This window comes from Demequina sp. (assembly GCF_016278765.1).
Lineage (GTDB): Bacteria > Actinomycetota > Actinomycetes > Actinomycetales > Demequinaceae > Demequina.
In genome coordinates this window covers 80,086-99,110 of record NZ_JADQBE010000053.1, presented here as the reverse complement: position 1 = coordinate 99,110, position 19,025 = coordinate 80,086, and the positions used below count along the sequence as shown (strand labels likewise).

The following is a 19,025-nucleotide window of genomic DNA, read 5'->3' as shown; positions in this document are numbered from 1 at the left end:
GGTGACGTACGACGATGCCCCGCCGAGCGTGCGGTCGCTTGAGCAGCGGCTCCGCAACGTCGAGGGGAACGATGCCCTGACCCAGCGTCGGCGCGTCGCGATGGCGCTTGTCGCGGTTGGCCAGATGCTTCCCGAGGGCGCCATCAAGGGCGGCAGCGCGATGGCACTGCGCTACGGACGAGGGACGCGCTTCACTCAAGACCTCGACGCCGCACGAGTCCAGCCGCTCGCCCGCTTCCGCAGCGACTTCGAAGACTCGCTGGCCGCAGGATGGTCGGGCTTCACCGGGCGACTGATCGAGAAGCCAGCACCGCGTCCGCCACGAATCCCCGGCGGGTACGTGATGCAACCCTTCGAGGTGAAACTCGACTACCGAGGCAGGCCGTGGTGCACGGTGAAGTTCGAGCTCGGACACAACGAGATAGGCGATGCCGACGAGCCTGAGTTCCGGCTCGCTCCGGATCTTGCTCGCCTCTTCACCGACGTAGGCCTCGAGGCCCCGCGACCGGTACCGGTGATGCGCGCAGATCACCAAGTCGCACAGAAGTTACACGCAGTCTCGGCGGAAGGAAGCGAGCGCGCACGCGACCTCGTCGATCTCCAACTTCTCTACCAAGGCGAGGACCTCGACCTAGCGCTGCTCGCCGCAACATCCGCGCGGCTCTTCACGTACCGACGGGGCCAGGAGTGGCCGCCAAGCATCGTAGTCGGCCAGCAGTGGCAGACCTTGTACGCGGAAGCGGCCGAAGGGCTCGACGTGTTGCCCACCGTCGAGGAGGCTGTTGCTTGGGCCAACGTATTTGTCCAGCGGATCGCGGCGTCCGAAACCTAGACCTCCCCCGCTCCGATCACCTTGACTACACCGTCGCCACCGACTCAGAGCGCACGCGGTGCTACCGTGGCGCCGTGTCTGAGACCCCATTGCCAGGCGACCGCACGCGCTCGTGGCGAACCGCGTTGCTGCGGTCCGGCGTCGTGGTGCTGGCGTCCTTCGCACTCGGCTTCCTGACCTTCTTCGCGCAGGGCGCCCTCCCCGAGTGGTTCGCGTCGTTTGCGAACTCTGCCAGTGGGTGGACCGTCCTCACGGTGCTCCTGGTGCTCTGGTCCCGGCAGCGGTGGCCCATCGCTGCACCGCTTGGCGCGGCAAGCTTCGTACTGCTCACCCTCGGCTACTCGCTGGCCTCGTCCGTGCAGGGCCTGTACTACAACCCGACGATGTTCGCGCTCGTGGGCGTCGTGGCAGGACCCTTGGTGGGCGTGGCGGCGTCGTGGCTCTTGGCACGCGGTGTGCGCGCCGCGCTCGCCACGAGCGCGCTTGCCAGCGTCGGCCTCGGGGAGGCCCTCTACGGGCTCACCGTGATCAGCGAGACAACGAGCCCGGTCTACTGGATCATCATCGGCGTCACCGCGCTCGGTCTCCTCACGTGGATGCTCGCGAAGCGCATTCGGGGGGCACTCCCCGTTGCAGTGACAGTGCTGGGCACCGCCGCGGTAGCGGCCGCGTTCGTCCTGGTGTACACGTCGCTGGGTTGAGACTGCAGCTGATCGCGGGGGGCGTCATGGCGGCAGCGTCTTCAACCCAGATCTGAGCTGTCTCATACTGAGAGGGCAGCAACCGCACGCCGCGGCCCACCTTCGCGGCTAGCCCCGCCGGGCCTCGTCCGCGAATTCGTCCAGCGCGGCGAGCACCTCGACCGCGTCCCACACTCTGTTGCGCTTGTTGGTGCTGCGCGGGACCAGCACCCCCGCGTCGGCGAGCGTGTCGATGGCCACGTATGCCGTCGGCGCCGAAACCCCCAGCGCGCTCTGGACCACCTCGTACGTGACCACGGGGTGGGCGGGGAGCATCTCTGCGAGTCGCCACGCGGAGGCGCCCTTGCGTGCTCGGACGCGCTGGAGCCACTCGTCGGCGAGCGCCTGCAGGCGAGCGTTGAGGTCGAGCGTGAGACGCGAGGCGAAGATGGCCGCCTCCGCGACGCGTTCGATGACGGGCTCGATGTCGCCCTCGCGATACGCGGTGAGCGCCGCGAAGTACGCGTCGGTCTCGTGGAGCAGGCCCGCGGAGACGGGAATGGTGGAGCCGCGCGTGAGACCCGACTCGCGGAGCATCATGTGCAGTAGCGCGCGCCCGGTGCGGCCATTGCCGTCGGTGAACGGGTGGATGGTCTCGAACTGGGCGTGCGCGAGCGCGAGGTGGGCGACCACGGGGATGTCCGTGCGGCCCACGAAGGACACCAGGTCCGCCATGTCGGCTGGCACGCGATCGTGGTGCGGGGGCACAAAGTCGGCACGATGCGGGCCCACGGCAGTGCCGCCCACCCACACCTGCTCGTCACGCAGGCCCGGCGCATGGAGCGGATCGGGTTCGATCAGTGCCGCGTGCACGGCGAGGATCGATTCCAGGGCGATGGGCCCGCCGAGCTCAAGCGCCCTTTCCATGGCGCGCACGTTCGCGAGGACCACACGCGCGTTCGTACTCGAACGTTCGCCGATCTCCGCCTCGGCAAGCGACTTTGCGGAGGCCGTGAGCCGCTCGATCTGCGACGACGACGCGGACTCGGTGCGCAGCAGCACTGCGGGCAACGGCCCGATGCGGGACGCCCTTAACGTGGCATCGACGCGAGCCAGTTCTGCGGAGGCATCTTCCGCGAGCGACTGGACGGCGCTGGGCAGCGAAACGGTGACACCTGTGATGCGCGGCGTGATCGCGGCGCGATACGGTCCCGAGTGCGCAAGGACGGCCCTGCGCGAGACTCCATCGGCGCGCAGGGTCCACGACCGAGGCTCGTAGTCGAGCGCCGGCCAGTCCTGGATCCCTGAAGATGATGTCTCCATATTTAGGGATATTACTACATCCTTGAATATGGTGCGGCGTTATTCAAGGATGTGACGCCTAGATACCCACACTTCCACTGACGGTCACGGCCGTGCGGCCACCGATCCAGAACTCACCTTCGGCCTCGGTCACCTGCACCCGCCCGTCGCGCCCGACCCTCGCACCCTGGCGGGCCACGTACGGCGCCGTCACTCGACCCGAGCCGATGAGCCACTGCGCGACCGAGGCGTTCAGACTTCCCGTCACCGGGTCCTCCCTCAGCGGGCCGCCCCCGTCGTTGAAGAAGGCGCGGACCTCGAGCGCGGCGTCGGCGCCCTCTTCGTAGAACCCGGCCGCGCCGATGCTCTGCTGGCCCACGCGGGCCGTGAGGTCGGGTTCCAACGCAAGCACCGCGTCGGCGTCGCGCAGCAGCACGCCCAGCCAGCCGGGGCCGTTGTCGATCCACCTGGCCTCCACCGCGTCGGCCGGAGTGACTCCCAGTACGGACAACGCGATGGCGAGGTCGGCGTCGTCCACCGGGCCCGAGCGGATCAGCGGCGGGGCCGCGAACGCGACCGTGTCTTCGTCAACGCGCACCGGCACCAGGCCCACCCCGCATTCCTGCACCACCCGGCCGGGCGTGCGCGGCACTCCCCCAGCGTCCAGCCACGCGCGAGCCGTGCCCAACGTGGGGTGGCCCGCGAACGGCAACTCCGTGGTGAGCGAGAAGATGCGCACCCGGTAGTCGGCGGCGGGGTCCGTGGGCGGCAGCACGAACGTGCACTCCGACAGGTTGGTCCACGCGGAAAACGCGGCCATCTGCTGGGTGGTCAACCCGTCCGCATCAAGCACCACCGCGAGGGGGTTGCCGGACTGCGGCGCACTTGAAGGGAACACGTCGATCATGCGAAACGGGCGGGTTGTCATGCAGCCGACGTTACCGGGCGTCGGCACGGCCAGTCAGGAGGCGGTGGCACTGGAACATCGCACCGCCCTGTAAGCGTTACTAGGAAACCTGCTTAGTTACACTTATAGATATAACTGTTATCATGGTGGTGCACAAAAAACAGATGGGAAGGTCCTTTGACTCGCGATAGCGCCTGGCCCGCCGCCGCTCACGAGGCACGTCCATGGGCAACCAACCCCGATCAGCGAGGACCCTCCGGCAACCGGCCCAATCAGGCCGACCGGATGCTCACCGAGATTGTGGTGGAGATCCCCGCCCAGATCGCCGACCATGCTGTCGCCTTGTCGCCCGCAGTCAACGCGGAGCTGGAGCACGCCGTCACGTCGATCACCCGTATCGAGAGCCGCTCCGACCACCTCGCCGGGCTCGGCGAGTTGCTGGTGCGCAGCGAGGCCGTGGCCTCATCCAAGATCGAGCATGTCTACTCAAGTCTCGACGATCTCGCACGCGCTTCGATTGGCGCCGATGCCGCCGCAGGGGCGCGTTCCACCGTCGCCGCCAGCCGGGCACTCACCGCTCTCGCAGCGTCCTGCGCCGGCAGGCCTCTTACACACGCCGCACTGCTGACCGCCCATCACGTGCTGCTTGCCGGCGACCTCTTAGAAGGGCAGCACGCGGGTCAGTACCGGCCCGTGCAGAACTGGGTAGGGGGCTCGGATTTCTCGCCGCGCGGCGCACTGCACGTCCCACCTCCACCGGACCTCGTGCGGCCGCTCTTGGAAGACCTCATCGCGTTCGTGGCACGCACCGACGTGCCGGTGGTGGCCCAAGCCGCAATCGTCCACGGCCAGTTTGAGGCCATCCACCCGTTCACCGACGGCAACGGACGCATCGGCAGAGCCCTCATTGGCGCCGCGTATCGGCACCGGGGGCTGACCTCAGCAACCACTGTGCCCGTCGCCGCCGCGATGCTCGCCGATACCGACGCCTACTTTGCACACCTTGCCAGCTACCGCGCCGGCGACCTCGAGCCGCTGGTGCGCTACGTCGCGCACTGTACCTCCGCCGCGGCCGAGGCCGCACTCGTGACGGCCGACGGCCTCGCCGAGCTCCCACGTCTGTGGCACGAGCAGGTCACCGCGCGCCGCGGCTCCTCCACCCGGACCCTGATCGACGCTCTCCTCACCGCGCCCATCCTGGACATCGCCCGGGCCGAATCGGTCACGGGCGCCAGCCGCCCCCGCGCCTACGACGCGCTCGACCACCTCACCAAGGCGGGAGTCCTGAGCGAGATCACGGGAGCCTCGCGCTCACGTGTCTGGGTAGCGTCGGCCGTCATGGACGAGCTTTCCGAGCTCGAGGAACGCATCGGCCTCCGCAGCGCGCCTGGAAACGAATGGCGATGAGTCGCCCCGGTTCGCTGACGTGCCCTCGCACGTTCGCCGCTCCCACGCATTGTGCGGCTACCCGCCGCGGTGAAAGCCGCCGCCACTCGCCCACGTCGTAATCTGAGGGGGACTCATGCGGGCGCGAATGAGAGTGAGGAGGCCTCGCACATGCTCAGGTACTCGGGTGCGGTCGCGCATGCGGACTGGATCGTTCACAGCGACACCGAGCCGGGCCGCCTCATTGCCTTCGGGCCCGCCGGGTTTGACGCCTATGGGCGCCTGAGGTTCCTGCGGGACCCTGCCTACGTGGGAGAGCCCGAAGGCGGAACTGATCCACTCGACATCTCGCCTCGCATGCAGCTCGAGACCCTCGTTCGCGCGGTCGATGCGCTGATCCCGTTCACGAGTTCGCCCAATCCCGGCTACTTCTGCGTCTGGGACAGCGGTGTGCCGATGACGTCGCCGGTGCCACGCGGGAACGCGCGCATCGAGGTCCCCCTACGAGACTCGTTCCTCATCGAGGGTCCACTGGCGGAACTCGGAGCGTGGTACGACAATCTCGGCCTCAACCCGTACGACCATCCATCCTTCATCTGGCCGGCCGATCACGCGTGGTGCATTGCGGCAGACGTGGATCCCCACTGGGCAGGGGTGGGGGCCAGCGCCCCCGCGATTTCGCGCCTGCTCGCGGTGCCTGGGCTCGACTGCGTGGCGGCCGATCCGGCTGCGCCGGTCGCTCGGTACGACTAGGCCTCGACGGCGTCGACCACCCGACCCGACCGAGCCATCGTCGGCGCAGCGAACGCTAGCGTCGGCCCACCCTGCAACGTCGACGGTACCCGTCCATATTCGAGGATGTCGCGACATCCCGAAATATGGACGCCCGTTGTTCAAGGAAGTCACTCAGGCGGCGCCTCCGTGACGAGGCTCCAGTACCGGGGCCCCAAGCCGCCCGATGACGATACCTGCGCATTTCGTGATATGAGCCTGCGATCATACGATCCAACAATATGATCACTCTTGCTCATTCACAGTTGTGAGTGTATCGTCATATTCATGAGCGCACAGGTACGTCTTCGTCGGCCCATGGACGTCAGCCAGGTGGTCGCCGCCTCGCGCCGGGCCGCCGGTCTCACCCAGGCCCAACTGGCCTCACGCGCGCGGGTGTCTACGCGGTGGCTCTCCATGTTTGAAAACGGCAAGACGCCTGGCGCAGAGATCAGCAAGGTGCTCGGCGTGCTTGCCACACTCGGGGTCGACCTCGTGGCGACGGTGGACCTGGACCTGGACCCCAAGGACTGACATGGCCGCCTCGCTCTTCGTGTTCCTGCACGGCCGCCGCATCGGGACGCTGCAGCGCAAGACCGCCAACGGCGTGGAGTTCCGCTACGCACACGACGTCCCTCTCGACATCTCGCTCTCACTGTCGATGCCGTCGGCACCCCGCAAGCGCTACTCGGCGGACAAGGCGTCCCCGTTCTTCAACGGCCTACTGCCCGACGGCCCCGACGCTCGCCTGCGCATGGCGCGATCCTTTGGCAGCCTCGATACCTCCACGTTCGCACTGCTCGACAAGGGCGGTCTCGACTGCGCCGGAGCCGTACAGGTCTACCGCGAGGACACGTTGCCGGAGGGCTCCGGCGGGCTGATTCCGGTCTCCGATGCGCACATCGGTGCCCGCCTGCGCGCGATGCTTGGCGACGAGTCCGGGCCGGTCGAGCCTCTTGAGTACGACGAGCACTGGTCGGTCAGTGGAGCCCAACACAAGATGGCGCTGCGCTCCGAGTCCGGAACGTGGCACGTGGCAATCGGGACCGAGCCGCACAGCCACATCATCAAGCCTGGTATTGGCTCGTTCGCCGGCGTGAGCGCCGGAGATCAGGCCCTGGTCGAGCACGTCACCATGTCGGCAGCGAGGGCGCTGGGGGTGGACGCGGCACAGACCAGCTACTACGAGTTCGACGGCACCCCAGCCGTCATCGTGGAGCGATTCGATCGCTACCGCGACAACGCGGGCATGCTGCGACGCATCCACCAAGAGGACGTGTGCCAGGCCCTCGGAGTGGACTCGACCGCCAAGTACGAGGCGGACGGCGGCCCTGGGCTCTCCTCCGTTGCTGGCGTGCTGTGGTCGGCCGTCGCTGTGCCCGCCGACGCAGAGGCCAATGTCGCACGCTTCGCGATCATGGTCGCGTTCAACTACCTGAGCGAGAGCTCCGATGCACATGCGAAGAACTACGCACTGATGTATGACGAACGCACCGAGGTTAACCTCGCACCCATGTACGACGCCGCATCCGGAGCGATAGCTTCGCGTCCCGATGGCTCGCGACGGTTCCCCCGAGCAGCCATGTCAATCGGTGCCCAGCGAGAGTTCACCCGTGCGACCGGGAGCGACTGGGCGGCGGCCTTGCGTGGCGCGGGCCTGTCCCTGAACGGCACCGGCGGCGAGATCGTGCGCGATCTCGTGGCGAACATGCCGGACGCTTTTGTCGACGCGATCCGCCGCAGCGAGGCGCCTTTGACGGCTCAACAGCGGCTCCTCGACTCCGGCATGATCGAGCGGATCGCGGAGTCTTGCGATGTCGCGCGCGAGGCGCTCGCCTAGCAGGAAGCAGTCGCCGGTGTAAACGGGCTCTGATTTTCGGGGATCTCGACCCCATCTGACTTCAACCCGCCGCACTCACCCCACACTCAACGGCGAAGAGCCCCTCTGAGGCTCGTTGAAAAGCAATTCCCCGTTCGCGTCAGGCGGCAAACAAAAAGCTTTCGTGTCGCCTATTGCTAGGACGAAGGTCCGGGTGTTAACTGTGCTCTGCGAGCAATGATGCTCGCCCAGAAAAGGAAAATCGAGGGTGGGGAAATTATGTCTATTCACGCGTCACGAACCGTCTTTACATCGTTGATATCTATCGTGGCACTTGTGGGAGCAGCCACCGCCGCGACTGCTGCTGCGAGCGAACCCAACCCGGACGCACTGGCGGCGACCGCGCAGTGCTCGTCAGGGCTGACCACCCTCCCCGACGCGAGTTCCAAGGAACTCGTCGAAGGCGTGGTCTACTCCGACGTCTACGAGATCGGTGACGACTGCTCGACGTCGATCGTCAGCCACACCGAGGTCCCCGACGTGAAGGGGGCTTCCGCATCGGCGATCTCGGCCATCGCACCTTCTCCACAAGCGGTGGTCTACACGTCGAACGTCATCCACTCGAGCCAGACACTTCAGGACGCGGTCAACCTCGACATCTCGCGTTTCCGCTATGCCCACGAGGCCACCGTTCAGTCGGGCACGGGCTTGTCTTACGTGAAGTTCACGACGTGGCGGATGGTCAACTCGTGGAACGGCAACCTAGCGTGGAACCACGCGAGCACGCCTTCATACGGGCCGTACACCAGCACGTACACCACCAGCGCGGCTACCGCTCAGGCATCCGGTGCGTTCCACAGTGACTTCCTGTGGTGCAATCTGCAGCCAGGGCAGAACTTCACGCTCTACACGACGCTTACTCGCTCACCAGGCTCCTACTCAGCGTCGTTCTCCCAGTCCAAGACTTGCTCGCTCACTCACATGGCGACAGCCAAGAAGATGAACACCACGTACAACCAGTGGTAAGTCACGCATCAGCCCCCGCTCGAGCGGCAGGGCGACTATCTCTCCTCGTAGTCCTCCTTTCCCAGCTCGTCGGTTGCACCTACCCTTCGCCCGTTGCTCCAAGCACGGGCAAAGGGTGGGGACTCGACTCAACGCCAGATGGCTTCCAGCAAGTGGGGTTCGCGGAATTCCCAAATGGCCTCGACATACCTGATTACCGGCTGCAGCTGCTTCAGAACGATGAAGAAGGCGTCGTTGGTATCTATACGGTTCAAAGCGAGCAGGCATGCGAAGAGGGTCCAGTTCAGTTGAGGGAGAACCTTCCTGGGCTCAGCATTTGCATGGGCGGTTGGCAAGTAGTTGTCGCCTCGAGGCAAGGGGATCTTGAACAGGTTGCTGAAGAGTTGTCGTTGAGCAACGACGGGACAGCAAGCATTCCTGGCTACGGCGCGGTCGCGGACCAGAGTCACGCACGCGTGCCGGGGTTCGGATCGCTACCAATCTCTCCATATGACACCGGAACTGTCGCTGCATACGTCTTGGATGGGACTGGGGTGGACGGCGTGGACCAGCAGTCAATCGCTGTCGGTGGATACGCGGCGCAGCCCGGCGATCTCGATGTGCTCGACTGGTGGTTCGACACCGTCGCTGGGCGTACAGACGAGGGCGAACGGGCCACCTACACATTCCCGGCGCTGGGTGCGGCTGACGGCCAGCCAGTACCGGAGGCGCGGCTTGTAGTCGAGGTGCGCGGCGACTGGATCGTAATGGTCAGAACTACGGATGGCGTTGAGCTGACCCCGGAGAGTATTCTGGACGGAGTCGAAGTCGTCAGCACAGAACAACTGTCGAGCTATTGATTTTGCAAAGACCCGAATCGTTGGGTCCGACTAGAAATTTGGAGACTGCTATGCGTATTGAGCACGAAGCGCTTGCGTCATATTTGAGAAAAGGGATAAAGGCCCTCGCTCTAATCGAGGCCGTCGAAGGCGTCGTGTACCTCGGTTTGGCGGGGTGGGGCAGTGCGAATGCGATCTTGGTCGCACTGGCTGTTCTCGGTGTCCTTGGAGCGGCAGTCGTATGGCTGTCCCGCGGGATGGGGTTCGTTTGGCTCGGTGCGCTCCTGGTGGTCGCGGCACCCTCGGTTGTCTACCCGCTCTCAGCCCTTCTACTACTCTGCGTGGCTGCATCGGCCACCGTGGCAGGTGTCGAGCGTCATCGTCGGTCGCATCTGGTCCCTCTGAGCTAGGCCAGACTCAAACCGGTTCCGACCGAGGGTGCGCCAGCGGCCGCCAAGGAACTCCAGGGCCAGGAGCCCGCGGCGCGCGACCGGCGGTCGGCGGCCGGGGCTTTGGGGCTGGTGCGCGCGCTGCACGCCGAGGTAGGCGAACGGGTAGATGTCGACGAGTTGTTCGGCTGACCCACGCGGGCCGTGAGGTCGGGTTCCAACGCAAGCACCGCGTCGGCGTCGCGCAGCAGCACGCCCAGCCAGCCGGGGCCGTTGTCGATCCACCTGGCCTCCACCGCGTCGGCCGGAGTGACTCCCAGTACGGACAACGCGATGGCGAGGTCGGCGTCGTCCACCGGGCCCGAGCGGATCAGCGGCGGGGCCGCGAACGCGACCGTGTCTTCGTCAACGCGCACCGGCACCAGGCCCACCCCGCATTCCTGCACCACCCGGCCGGGCGTGCGCGGCACTCCCCCAGCGTCCAGCCACGCGCGAGCCGTGCCCAACGTGGGGTGGCCCGCGAACGGCAACTCCGTGGTGAGCGAGAAGATGCGCACCCGGTAGTCGGCGGCGGGGTCCGTGGGCGGCAGCACGAACGTGCACTCCGACAGGTTGGTCCACGCGGAAAACGCGGCCATCTGCTGGGTGGTCAACCCGTCCGCATCAAGCACCACCGCGAGGGGGTTGCCGGACTGCGGCGCACTTGAAGGGAACACGTCGATCATGCGAAACGGGCGGGTTGTCATGCAGCCGACGCTACCTGGCGGGGATGCGGCCAGTCAGGGCGCGGTGGTACCGCGCCGGGGAGTGGATATGTCCCCACAAGAAACTCAACAGGTTGACCTTCTTGGCTATGAACTTCCTGCTACGGTCGACAAGAATCGATGCTTGGAGGTGCGTGATGACGCGCAGAAGGCTTCTGCCGTCGCCGGACAAGGTGCTGTGGGGATTCGCCCTCGCATTGGGGACCTTGGCCGTGGTGGCGTTGGCACTCGTGATCTGGTTCTTCGGCATGTACAAGATCGCGCCGGACGTCACCGGGGACTCGGTGGACGAGGCCGCCCAGGCACTCCACGACGCGGGGATCCCCATCGACATCACCGGCGCGGACGGCACGGTCGTCGACCAGCACCCCAGCGCAGGCGAGCGCTGGTTCCGGTACCAGAACTTCATCCTCACCTACACCGATGCCTCCGGCACCCACACGGTCGGCGGGCCAGACGCCAACAAGCCATAGCCGTCAGCCTGCGAGCGTCCCGTGGGCCGCGAGGCGCGGTCATGTCCGAGTCGGTGTGCGCGGCCGACGCCGCGGGGATCGCCGGCAAGCAGGGCGTCCGGGGTGAAGTCGCCCTCGGTGGCAGAGATGTGTGGCGCAGACATAAGTCCGAACCTCGCCACCACCCCCGTCAGCGCAGATCGAACCGATCAAGTTCCGTCACCTTGCCCCAGGCCGCCACAAAGTCGCGCACAAACTTCTCCGCGGCGTCGTCGCTCGCGTAGACCTCAGCGAGCGCGCGCAACTCGGAATTCGAGCCGAACAGCAGGTCGACACGTGTGCCGCGGCCCACCAGCTCATCCGAGCCGTCCTTGCGACCCTCGAACGCCTGTGAGTCAGGGTCCAGCGGCTTCCAGGTGTTGCCGAGCTCCAGGAGGGAGACAAAGAAGTCGTTGCTCAGCACGCCTGGCCGGTCGGTGAAGACGCCATAGGGCGAACCGTCCCAGTTGGCACCGAGCACGCGCATGCCGCCAACGAGCACGGTCATCTCCGGTGCACTGAGGGTGAGCAGGTTCGCCTTGTCTATCAGCTGGTGCTCTTGCGGAAGCGTGGCGAGCGGACCGTAGTAGTTGCGGAAACCGTCGGCGACAGGCTCCAGGTAGCCGAACGATTCGACATCGGTCTGCTCCTGTGTCGCATCGGTGCGTCCCGGGTGGAACGGCACCTCGACATCGAGGCCGCCCTCCTTCGCGGCCTTCTCGACGCCAGCGTTGCCCGCCAGCACCACAAGATCCGCCAGCGACACCTTCTTTGCGCCGTCACCCTGGGTGCCACCAGCCTGCGCGCCATCGAACGACGCCTTGATGCCCTCGAGCACGGAGAGCACCTTGGCGAGTTGCTCGGGGTTGTTGACCTCCCAGTTCCGCTGCGGCTCGAGGCGAATACGCGCCCCATTGACGCCGCCCCGCTTGTCGCTGCCACGGAACGTCGATGCGGCCGCCCAGGTGGTCGCCACGAGTTCGGAAACCGTCAGCCCTGAATCGAGGATCTGCCTCTTGAGCTCGGCCGCGTCGGCGGCGTCGATGAGCGCGTGATCGACAGCAGGAACCGGGTCCTGCCAGATGAGCTCCTCTTGCGGAACCTCGGGCCCGAGGTACCGCGCGACGGGGCCCATGTCACGGTGGGTGAGCTTGAACCAGGCGCGAGCGAACGCATCGCCGAACGCGACAGGGTCCTCCGCGAAACGGCGGGAGATCTTGTCGTATTCGGGGTCAACACGAAGGGCAATATCGCTCGTGAGCATGCGGGGTTCACGGCTCTTGTTCGCATCGTGCGCCATGGGCACCATGTCCGCACCGCCATTGTTGACGGGGCGCCACTGGTGCGCTCCGGCGGGGCTGTCAAACAGTTCCCATTCGTAGGCATACAGAATGTGGAAGTACTCGTTGTCCCACCGGGTCGGGTGGTACGTCCACGTCACCTCAAGGCCGCTGGTGATCTGGTCATCGCCCTTGCCGGTGCCGTAGTTGTTCTTCCAGCCGAGACCCTGCATTTCCAAGCCGGCCGCCTCGGGGTTCTCCTCAAGGTTCGAATCGGGTGCCGCGCCATGGGTCTTGCCAAACGTGTGACCGCCGGCGATGAGCGCGACCGTCTCCTCGTCGTTCATGGCCATCCGCTTGAACGTCTCACGGATGTCCTGGGCCGATGCGAGCGGATCCGGGTTGCCGCCCGGGCCCTCGGGGTTGACGTAGATCAAACCCATCTGCACCGCGGCGAGCGGGCGTTCCAGGTCGTGATCGGCCGAATAGCGCTTGTCTGCGAGCCAGGTCGACTCTGGACCCCAGTAGACGTCATCGTCCGGCTCCCATACGTCGGCGCGACCGCCCGCAAAGCCAAAGGTGTTGAGCCCCATGTTGTCGAGCGCGACGTTGCCAGCGAGGATCATGAGGTCGCCCCACGAGATGGACTGGCCGTACTTCTTCTTGACGTCCCACAGGAGGCGCCTGGCCTTGTCTAGCCCGACGTTGTCCGGCCAGCTGTTCAGTGGCGCGAACCGCTGCATGCCTGCACCGCCGCCGCCCCGGCCGTCCATCACACGGTACGTGCCAGCGCTGTGCCACGCCATCCTGATGATCAGCGGACCGTAGTGACCGAAGTCGGCAGGCCACCAGTCCTGAGACGTGGTGAGGGTCTTGGCGATGTCGGCTTTCACTGCGTCGAGGTCGAGGCCCGCGAAAGCGGCGGCGTAGTCGAAGTCCTCGCCCAAGGGATTGGCGACCGCGGGGTTCTTCTTGAGGATGCGCAAGTTCAGCTGGTTGGGCCACCACCGCTCATTCGCGGACCCGCTCGTCGGGTGCGGCTGCCCACCTGGTAGCACGGGGCAGGAGGCCTCATCGACGGGAGTGTCGATGGGTGTCGTCGCCTGGTCGACGTCGGTGGAGTTCTCGCCAATCGGGGCGGCAAAGTTTTCGGGATCAGACATGAGGCTTCCTCTCTCAGGAATGGTGAGGCCGCGGGCCGCTCAACCCGTGGTGGTCTTGGTGGTGTCGGTGGTCGTGGTGGTCGATGCGCACGCGGCGCACAGTCCCGAGTAGGTGACTTCCGCCTGGTGAACGACGAATCCTTGGGTCTCCGACGGCGTCAGACACGGCGCGTGTCCTACCGCGCAGTCGACATCGCTGACCGCGCCGCATTGCGTACAGACCAGGTGGTGGTGATTGTCATCGACCCGCAACTCATAGAGTCCGGGGCTCCCGGCAGGCTCGAAGCGGCGCACAATCCCGGCGGAGACAAAGTCGCTCAGTGCGTTGTAGACAGACTGCAGGCTTGCCTTGGGAAACACTGCCGCGACACTACTCAGCACATCGTCAGCGCTCGCGTGCGGGCGATCGTGTAACGCTCTGAGCACCGCGCCCCGCGGCTTGGTGAGCCGCAAACCCGCGCCGCGAATGACCTCCGCAACGTCCGCGTCGAGCGGTGCCTGCGTCGATGTGGTCATCTACCGAGTATTGCACAATCTTGAGTCATTCAAAATATTGGACGCCGACGTTGCCGCCCGGTGAAGGATGCGGCGCACCGCCCTGCAGCTCGCGTGGTCACGCGACCATCGCCTCCACCGGTTGCTGCGTCGTGGGCGAGCCTGTGCCACCTCCCAGTGGGGGCAGCCGTCGACGTACAGCAGCTGAACGCGCATATTCCACGTGTGCGACGGGACGGACGTCTTGGCGGCCCCTGTGCCGCGCACGACCGTCGGCATGCGAAACTGCCTCCCATGCCCGTCCCCAGCCACCGCGTCGCCGAACGTCTCGCCCACGATTTTGGGACCAGCACGCCGCCGATGCTCAACACGCTGGAAAGGCTCAAGATCACGCCTCAGGTGGATCCGGAACGCATCCATGCGGCCATTCTGATCGCGGCGCGAGGTAACTATTCGCTATTTCAGGATGCGCTTGAACACGCCCAAGTGGACTGGCGGGACCTGCTGGACCGCGCCGGCCTAGCCGACGATGACTGGGCCCAGGTGTTGCGCGGGGAGCTTGGCGAGGACGCGCCCTAGTTCGCCGGGAATCCGCTCATTACCTGGGGTGTTGTCGAGTGTCAAAGGCGCAGTTCACCGCCGAACACCGAGGAGACCCCATGGACACCGCACTTGCCAAGCTCCGCCCGTTCAACCTGGTAGCAGGCCTGCTGCACCTCGCGTCGTTCGTCGCTATCCTCTTCCTCGCCAACGACGCCGCGCTGCCCGTCACCGCGACGTACCTCACCGGACCACCCGGTTCGGGCGCGTACGGCGACCCGATCACTCTCTTCGACATCAACATCGGGTACGCGGTGGCCGGATTCCTGCTGATCTCCGCGTTCTTCCACTTCCTGATCGTCTCGCCCACGTTCTTCCCTCGATATGTGGCCGGCCTCCGCGAGCACCACAACACGTTCCGATGGGTCGAGTACTCGCTCTCCTCCTCGATCATGATCGTGCTCATCCTGCAGCTCAACGGCCTCGCCAACTTCGCCGCGCTCGCGGGCCTCTTCGCGGTCAACGCCAGCATGATCCTGTTCGGCTGGCTCCAGGAGCGCTACACCACCCCCGGCGACGGCGACCTGGTGCCCTTCATCTTCGGCAGCATGGTCGGCATCGTCCCGTGGCTCATCATCGCCATCAACCTCGCCGGGCCCGGCAACACGTCCGACGCTACGGTGCCCGGGTTCGTGTGGGGCATCATCGTGTCGCTGTTCGTGTTCTTCAACGCGTTCGGCGTGGTGCAGTGGAAGCAGTACCGCGCCAAGGGCAAGTGGGCTGACTACCTTCGCGGGGAGCGCACCTACATCGTGCTGAGCCTCGTCGCGAAGACGCTGCTGGCATGGCAGGTGTTCTCCGGGGCGCTCGCCTCATGAGGGCCGCGCCCGCGGCGGGTCACGCGGTCGCTTGGCGCTCCGCAGAACGCTGCTCCGCTGACCGACGCAGCGCCTCCGCGAACGTCTCAACGGGCTGCGCACCGGCAATCGCGTACGTGCTGTCGAACACGAAGAAGGGCACGCCCGTCACGCCCGCGGCAGCTGCCTCATCGATGTCGGCCTGGACCGCGTCGTCGTAGGCATCGGTCTCGAGCATCGCGCGCACCTCGGCGGCGTTCAGGCCCACCTCGGCGGCCATGGCCGCGAGCTGGCCAGCATCGTCCACCACGGCGCCCTCGGTGAATTGGCCGCGCATCAGGCGGTCCTTCATCTGGTTGCCCAGCCCCTGCTCCTGCGCGTAGTGAATGACCCGGTGGGCGTCTCGCGTGTTGGCCTGCACGTAGCGGTCAAAGTTGTACTCGACGCCCTCGGCGGCGCCCAGGTCGATGAGTCGCTGGTTCATCGCCCGGATCTTCTCCACGGGCGCCTGTAACTTCTTGGCCAGCGCCTCCGCGTGGGGAGTGTGCTCGCCCCGCGGGATGGTCGGGTTCAGCTGGTAGCTGTGCCACGTGACCTGCACATCCTCGCCCGAGGCGTCGATCGCCGTCTCCAGACGATGCTTGCCAAGGTAACACCACGGGCACGCCACATCGGACCAGACATCAACGGCAATCACGGGGCTCCTCAGACGCTCAAGATCTTCACAGAATGGAGGTCCGTCGGGGACATGGCGCACCTTCTGCCAGCCACAACCCCAGTGAGGGGCGAGGTATTCCCGCGCGCCAGTCAGCCAACACCTCGTCGCTGGCGACACACTACCGTGCGCGGGACCCCCGATGTCAGCCCTTGATGAGCTCCCCTGCGGGCGTCAGGACCCACCACACGCCGCCGACGCCCTGACCGTTCGTGTCACCCGGCGCCGCGTCGCCGGCGAAGTAGTACAGCGGCCACCCATTGAGGGTCAGTTGTGGTTCGCCATCGATTCCGATGATGGTCGCCACCGTTCCGGTGATGCCCTCGAGTTCGGGGGCGGCGCTGCCGGGCACTGCTGGCCAGTTCGTGGCGCACTGGCCCGTGCAGGTGGACGAGTCTCCACCCTGGGTGTCGTTGTCGAACTGGTAGACGGTCATGCCGTCGCCGTCCACCACGATCGTGCCCAGTGCGGACTCGGCCGTCTCCAGCGCAACGCCGGAGTCATCCATCGACTCGGTGGGCTCCGACGTGGTCATGGACGAGGCCTCAGGGGTGCTCGTGGCAGGAGCCGCCGACGATGTACTGGAGCCTGCCGTATCTGCCGAACACGCCGACAGGCCAAGAAGGGCGAGCGCTGATATTGCCATGCCGACGGCGATTCGTGAGTTCATGGGGGTTCCCTTCGTTCGATGCGACCGCGGGCACGGTCACCTGGAACACGTCGCCGAGCCCCCCGCGGTTCACCGGATCGACGAAGACGTCCCGAAAGTCCGGAGTCAGCCCGTCAGCGAACTTGCCAAAATGGGCTCGCCGCCAACCGACCGCACCTGAATCAACGCGATCTCATCGAGGGAAACGGACGTCGCCGCATCCAGGTGGATGGTCCTTCCCGGCACGGCCGTCCACGTCGACACCTGACTGGTGACCCCGGCCTCGTCCGTCACCACCAAGCTGTAGGCCCACGGGCCGTTCTCGCCCGACCACGTATCGCCCGCCGGATAGTCACACGTCACGCCGATCCGGGTGCCCCACGCGACCGGGCTGAGCTCGAGCGTGACCGCCATGGTCGAGTCACCCACGGCCGTCATGGCCACCGTCCGTGCCGGTTCGGGCGCGGACGGGCCGAGGAGCGCCATGGGTACCGCAACGGCGAGCGCGACCGCGGCCGCCACAGCTGAAACACCAAGAATCGCGCGCTTGCGAAGCAGTCGATCGCGGCGCAGGCGACGCTCCGTGACGAGGTCGACCAGGTTGGCGGGCGGGCCCGCCGCCCGCGCGTCGTCCCACCCGTCCACCTCGGGCCGGGTTCGCGCCAGCAACCCTGGCATCGGAGCGAATTCCGCCACGGACACGCGGCAGCGCTCGCACTCCTCAAGATGCGCCTCATACGCGCGGCGATCCCCTGGCGTCAACGCGCCGAGCACATAACTCGCATCCCACCGGGCATACATCTCGTGGTCGGCGCTCATCGGGTCACCCCTCTTTCCTGAAGTGCCAGGCGTAAAGCACGGAGTCCATAGTGGAGCCGGGACTTCACCGTACCCTCCGCAATGTTGAGCTCCGCCGCAAGTTCCACAGTGTTCTGACCTCCAAAGTAGGCGCGCACGATCACGGCGCGATGGTCCTCGCTGAGCGCCTGGAGCGCCTCCTCCACCAGCAGGATGTCGAAGAGGCCGTCGCTGCCATCCTCAACGCCTCGGTCGGGCGGGTCCTCCACCGCAACCTCGTGTCTGCGGCGCGCGCTACGGGCGTCATCGATCACCAGATTGCGCGCCACCGTGAAGAGCCACGGGCGCACCGACGCCGGATCCTGATCGAGGATCCGGGGTGTGCGCCACGCGCGCAGCAACGTCTCCTGCACGATGTCGTCCGCGGTCGACGTGTTGCGCGTCAAGTGCATCGCGTACCGCCAGATCACCGCCGCGTGCAGGTCGTGCAGCTCGCGCAGGACCGACTGCCTGTCGACCGTCACCGTGCGCCTCCTCAGTAGTGCGCGTCGTCCCGGAGCCGAACCGCTGTCGCGCCCGTCGGTCCCTGCCCTGATCACGAGACGTGTGCGGTTGCGGTTCACCTCACTCTAGAAGTGGAGGGCGCGGCGGGTGAACCGAGAGGGCGTCGCCGTCGTGCTTCCACTATGGACACCTCGCTGCAAGTCGCCGGACTTCCCCTTCACCCGCTCCTGGTGCATGCGGTCGTGGTGCTCCTGCCCCTCACGGTGGTTGCCGTGCTGCTCACTCAATTCTGGCCCGCCGCACGGCGACGCCTCGGCATCGTGACACCGCTCGCGGCGCTCGTGGTGCTGGTGCTCGTTCCCCTCACCGTCGCGGCGGGACAGTCCCTGGCCCGCCTGGTCGGCCCCCTCCCCGCCGTGCAGACGCACCAGAACTACGGCACGATGCTGTTGCCGTGGGCTGTCGCGCTGTTCCTGGTCGCCGCGGCGCAGTGGGTGTGGTTCCGCTGGGGGGTGCTCCGCTACGCTCCCGCACGTAGCTCCCTTGCCGCCGCCGCGCCCGTGCTGCTCGCGGTCGCGAGCGTGGTGGTCAGCGTCGGCAGCCTGGTCCTCATCGTCCTCATCGGCGACTCCGGGGCGCGCGCGGTGTGGGGCGGCCTGCTCGGCTAGGTGCGCACGGCGTAGTCCAGGTACACCACGCCGTTGCCGAAGCGCCGCTGGACCACCAATTCAGGGTCGAGCCGGACGCCGGGCGGGTAGAACGAGGTGCCTTCGCCGACCACCACGGGCCACACGTCCCCCTCACACCATCGCACCATGGACGCCGGAGCGGGGCGGTCA

The 19,025-nt window shown here is 66.4% G+C and carries 22 protein-coding genes; 12 read left to right on the top strand and 10 right to left on the bottom strand.

What is annotated here, in order from left to right; genetic code table 11:
* The first annotated feature begins 1 nt into the window (after nucleotide 1).
* Both QZZ29_RS09500 and QZZ29_RS09495 read left to right on the top strand, forming a co-directional pair.
* Complete coding sequence (locus tag QZZ29_RS09500) at nucleotides 2-832, top strand: nucleotidyl transferase AbiEii/AbiGii toxin family protein (protein ID WP_291382810.1); 831 nt, start codon at nucleotides 2-4, stop codon at nucleotides 830-832.
* Between the two features lie 74 nt (nucleotides 833-906).
* Complete coding sequence (locus QZZ29_RS09495; protein WP_291382809.1) at nucleotides 907-1,533, top strand: DUF6518 family protein; 627 nt, start codon at nucleotides 907-909, stop codon at nucleotides 1,531-1,533.
* Between the two features lie 108 nt (nucleotides 1,534-1,641).
* On the opposite strand, the gene QZZ29_RS09490 is transcribed toward QZZ29_RS09495, so the two are convergent.
* Nucleotides 1,642-2,835: a Fic family protein gene (locus QZZ29_RS09490; RefSeq protein ID WP_291382808.1), complete on the bottom strand. Its 1,194-nt coding sequence runs from the start codon at nucleotides 2,833-2,835 to the stop codon at nucleotides 1,642-1,644.
* A 58-nt stretch (nucleotides 2,836-2,893) separates the two neighbouring features.
* A complete protein-coding gene (locus QZZ29_RS09485; protein ID WP_291382807.1) occupies nucleotides 2,894-3,742 on the bottom strand; it encodes a PhzF family phenazine biosynthesis protein in 849 nt (282 codons plus the stop codon).
* A 156-nt stretch (nucleotides 3,743-3,898) separates the two neighbouring features.
* Here QZZ29_RS09485 and QZZ29_RS09480 point away from each other — a divergent pair, with 156 nt between their 5' ends.
* From QZZ29_RS09480 to QZZ29_RS09455, 6 genes are all read left to right on the top strand, one after another.
* Nucleotides 3,899-5,128 carry a Fic family protein gene (locus QZZ29_RS09480; protein ID WP_291382806.1) on the top strand — a complete coding sequence of 410 codons (1,230 nt, stop codon included), beginning with the start codon at nucleotides 3,899-3,901 and terminating at the stop codon, nucleotides 5,126-5,128.
* Between the two features lie 150 nt (nucleotides 5,129-5,278).
* Nucleotides 5,279-5,860: a hypothetical protein gene (locus tag QZZ29_RS09475; RefSeq protein WP_291382805.1), complete on the top strand. Its 582-nt coding sequence runs from the start codon at nucleotides 5,279-5,281 to the stop codon at nucleotides 5,858-5,860.
* Nucleotides 5,861-6,166: 306 nt separating this feature from the next.
* Complete coding sequence (locus tag QZZ29_RS09470; protein ID WP_291382804.1) at nucleotides 6,167-6,412, top strand: helix-turn-helix domain-containing protein; 246 nt, start codon at nucleotides 6,167-6,169, stop codon at nucleotides 6,410-6,412.
* 1 nt (nucleotide 6,413) lies between these two features.
* The gene (locus tag QZZ29_RS09465; protein WP_291382803.1) at nucleotides 6,414-7,718 is read left to right on the top strand and encodes a HipA domain-containing protein; all 1,305 of its coding nucleotides are present in this window, start codon (nucleotides 6,414-6,416) and stop codon (nucleotides 7,716-7,718) included.
* Nucleotides 7,719-8,024: 306 nt separating this feature from the next.
* A complete protein-coding gene (locus tag QZZ29_RS09460; protein ID WP_291382802.1) occupies nucleotides 8,025-8,723 on the top strand; it encodes a hypothetical protein in 699 nt (232 codons plus the stop codon).
* 152 nt (nucleotides 8,724-8,875) lie between these two features.
* Nucleotides 8,876-9,562, top strand: a complete 687-nt coding sequence (locus tag QZZ29_RS09455) for a hypothetical protein (RefSeq protein ID WP_291382801.1) — start codon at nucleotides 8,876-8,878, stop codon at nucleotides 9,560-9,562.
* 385 nt (nucleotides 9,563-9,947) lie between these two features.
* On the opposite strand, the gene QZZ29_RS09450 is transcribed toward QZZ29_RS09455, so the two are convergent.
* On the bottom strand, nucleotides 9,948-10,676 hold the full coding sequence (locus QZZ29_RS09450; protein ID WP_291382800.1) for a PhzF family phenazine biosynthesis protein: 729 nt from the start codon (nucleotides 10,674-10,676) through the stop codon (nucleotides 9,948-9,950).
* Between the two features lie 155 nt (nucleotides 10,677-10,831).
* Between QZZ29_RS09450 and QZZ29_RS09445 the strand changes: the two genes are divergently transcribed.
* Nucleotides 10,832-11,167 carry a PASTA domain-containing protein gene (locus QZZ29_RS09445; RefSeq protein ID WP_291382799.1) on the top strand — a complete coding sequence of 112 codons (336 nt, stop codon included), beginning with the start codon at nucleotides 10,832-10,834 and terminating at the stop codon, nucleotides 11,165-11,167.
* 169 nt (nucleotides 11,168-11,336) lie between these two features.
* On the opposite strand, the gene katG is transcribed toward QZZ29_RS09445, so the two are convergent.
* Both katG and QZZ29_RS09435 read right to left on the bottom strand, forming a co-directional pair.
* Nucleotides 11,337-13,628 carry a catalase/peroxidase HPI gene (katG, locus tag QZZ29_RS09440; protein WP_291382798.1) on the bottom strand — a complete coding sequence of 764 codons (2,292 nt, stop codon included), beginning with the start codon at nucleotides 13,626-13,628 and terminating at the stop codon, nucleotides 11,337-11,339.
* A 39-nt stretch (nucleotides 13,629-13,667) separates the two neighbouring features.
* On the bottom strand, nucleotides 13,668-14,144 hold the full coding sequence (locus QZZ29_RS09435; RefSeq protein WP_291382797.1) for a Fur family transcriptional regulator: 477 nt from the start codon (nucleotides 14,142-14,144) through the stop codon (nucleotides 13,668-13,670).
* A 273-nt stretch (nucleotides 14,145-14,417) separates the two neighbouring features.
* Between QZZ29_RS09435 and QZZ29_RS09430 the strand changes: the two genes are divergently transcribed.
* Nucleotides 14,418-14,702 (top strand): hypothetical protein, encoded by a 285-nt coding sequence (locus QZZ29_RS09430; RefSeq protein WP_291382796.1) that lies wholly within the window; start codon nucleotides 14,418-14,420, stop codon nucleotides 14,700-14,702.
* 80 nt (nucleotides 14,703-14,782) lie between these two features.
* Nucleotides 14,783-15,541, top strand: coding sequence for a heliorhodopsin HeR (gene heR, locus QZZ29_RS09425; protein ID WP_291382795.1), 759 nt, complete (start codon nucleotides 14,783-14,785; stop codon nucleotides 15,539-15,541).
* Nucleotides 15,542-15,560: 19 nt separating this feature from the next.
* On the opposite strand, the gene QZZ29_RS09420 is transcribed toward heR, so the two are convergent.
* The 4 genes from QZZ29_RS09420 to QZZ29_RS09405 all read right to left on the bottom strand — a co-directional run bounded on the left by QZZ29_RS09420 (nucleotide 15,561) and on the right by QZZ29_RS09405 (nucleotide 18,206).
* The gene (locus QZZ29_RS09420; protein WP_291382794.1) at nucleotides 15,561-16,217 is read right to left on the bottom strand and encodes a DsbA family oxidoreductase; all 657 of its coding nucleotides are present in this window, start codon (nucleotides 16,215-16,217) and stop codon (nucleotides 15,561-15,563) included.
* Between the two features lie 163 nt (nucleotides 16,218-16,380).
* The gene (locus QZZ29_RS09415; protein WP_291382793.1) at nucleotides 16,381-16,905 is read right to left on the bottom strand and encodes a hypothetical protein; all 525 of its coding nucleotides are present in this window, start codon (nucleotides 16,903-16,905) and stop codon (nucleotides 16,381-16,383) included.
* 105 nt (nucleotides 16,906-17,010) lie between these two features.
* A complete protein-coding gene (locus QZZ29_RS09410) occupies nucleotides 17,011-17,703 on the bottom strand; it encodes a zf-HC2 domain-containing protein (protein WP_291382792.1) in 693 nt (230 codons plus the stop codon).
* Nucleotides 17,700-18,206 carry a sigma-70 family RNA polymerase sigma factor gene (locus QZZ29_RS09405; protein WP_291382791.1) on the bottom strand — a complete coding sequence of 169 codons (507 nt, stop codon included), beginning with the start codon at nucleotides 18,204-18,206 and terminating at the stop codon, nucleotides 17,700-17,702. Before QZZ29_RS09405 ends, QZZ29_RS09410 begins: the two co-directional genes overlap by 4 nt.
* Nucleotides 18,207-18,368: 162 nt before the next feature.
* Here QZZ29_RS09405 and QZZ29_RS09400 point away from each other — a divergent pair, with 162 nt between their 5' ends.
* Nucleotides 18,369-18,854 (top strand): DUF2231 domain-containing protein, encoded by a 486-nt coding sequence (locus QZZ29_RS09400; RefSeq protein WP_291382790.1) that lies wholly within the window; start codon nucleotides 18,369-18,371, stop codon nucleotides 18,852-18,854.
* Here the strand turns inward: QZZ29_RS09400 and QZZ29_RS09395 are convergent.
* Nucleotides 18,851-19,003 carry a hypothetical protein gene (locus QZZ29_RS09395; RefSeq protein ID WP_291382789.1) on the bottom strand — a complete coding sequence of 51 codons (153 nt, stop codon included), beginning with the start codon at nucleotides 19,001-19,003 and terminating at the stop codon, nucleotides 18,851-18,853. The genes QZZ29_RS09400 and QZZ29_RS09395 overlap by 4 nt on opposite strands.
* Nucleotides 19,004-19,025 lie beyond the last annotated feature (22 nt).

Coding starts and splice junctions, on each gene's coding strand:
- heR (WP_291382795.1), top strand. CDS start 14,783: ATGGACACCGCACTTGCCAAGCTCCGCCCGTTCAACCTGGTAGCAGGC.
- QZZ29_RS09415 (WP_291382793.1), bottom strand. CDS start 16,905: ATGAACTCACGAATCGCCGTCGGCATGGCAATATCAGCGCTCGCCCTT.
- QZZ29_RS09400 (WP_291382790.1), top strand. CDS start 18,369: ATGGACACCTCGCTGCAAGTCGCCGGACTTCCCCTTCACCCGCTCCTG.
- QZZ29_RS09395 (WP_291382789.1), bottom strand. CDS start 19,003: ATGGTGCGATGGTGTGAGGGGGACGTGTGGCCCGTGGTGGTCGGCGAA.
- QZZ29_RS09430 (WP_291382796.1), top strand. CDS start 14,418: ATGCCCGTCCCCAGCCACCGCGTCGCCGAACGTCTCGCCCACGATTTT.
- QZZ29_RS09435 (WP_291382797.1), bottom strand. CDS start 14,144: ATGACCACATCGACGCAGGCACCGCTCGACGCGGACGTTGCGGAGGTC.
- QZZ29_RS09470 (WP_291382804.1), top strand. CDS start 6,167: ATGAGCGCACAGGTACGTCTTCGTCGGCCCATGGACGTCAGCCAGGTG.
- QZZ29_RS09490 (WP_291382808.1), bottom strand. CDS start 2,835: ATGGAGACATCATCTTCAGGGATCCAGGACTGGCCGGCGCTCGACTAC.
- QZZ29_RS09445 (WP_291382799.1), top strand. CDS start 10,832: ATGACGCGCAGAAGGCTTCTGCCGTCGCCGGACAAGGTGCTGTGGGGA.
- QZZ29_RS09485 (WP_291382807.1), bottom strand. CDS start 3,742: ATGACAACCCGCCCGTTTCGCATGATCGACGTGTTCCCTTCAAGTGCG.
- katG (WP_291382798.1), bottom strand. CDS start 13,628: ATGTCTGATCCCGAAAACTTTGCCGCCCCGATTGGCGAGAACTCCACC.
- QZZ29_RS09475 (WP_291382805.1), top strand. CDS start 5,279: ATGCTCAGGTACTCGGGTGCGGTCGCGCATGCGGACTGGATCGTTCAC.
- QZZ29_RS09450 (WP_291382800.1), bottom strand. CDS start 10,676: ATGACAACCCGCCCGTTTCGCATGATCGACGTGTTCCCTTCAAGTGCG.
- QZZ29_RS09410 (WP_291382792.1), bottom strand. CDS start 17,703: ATGAGCGCCGACCACGAGATGTATGCCCGGTGGGATGCGAGTTATGTG.
- QZZ29_RS09465 (WP_291382803.1), top strand. CDS start 6,414: ATGGCCGCCTCGCTCTTCGTGTTCCTGCACGGCCGCCGCATCGGGACG.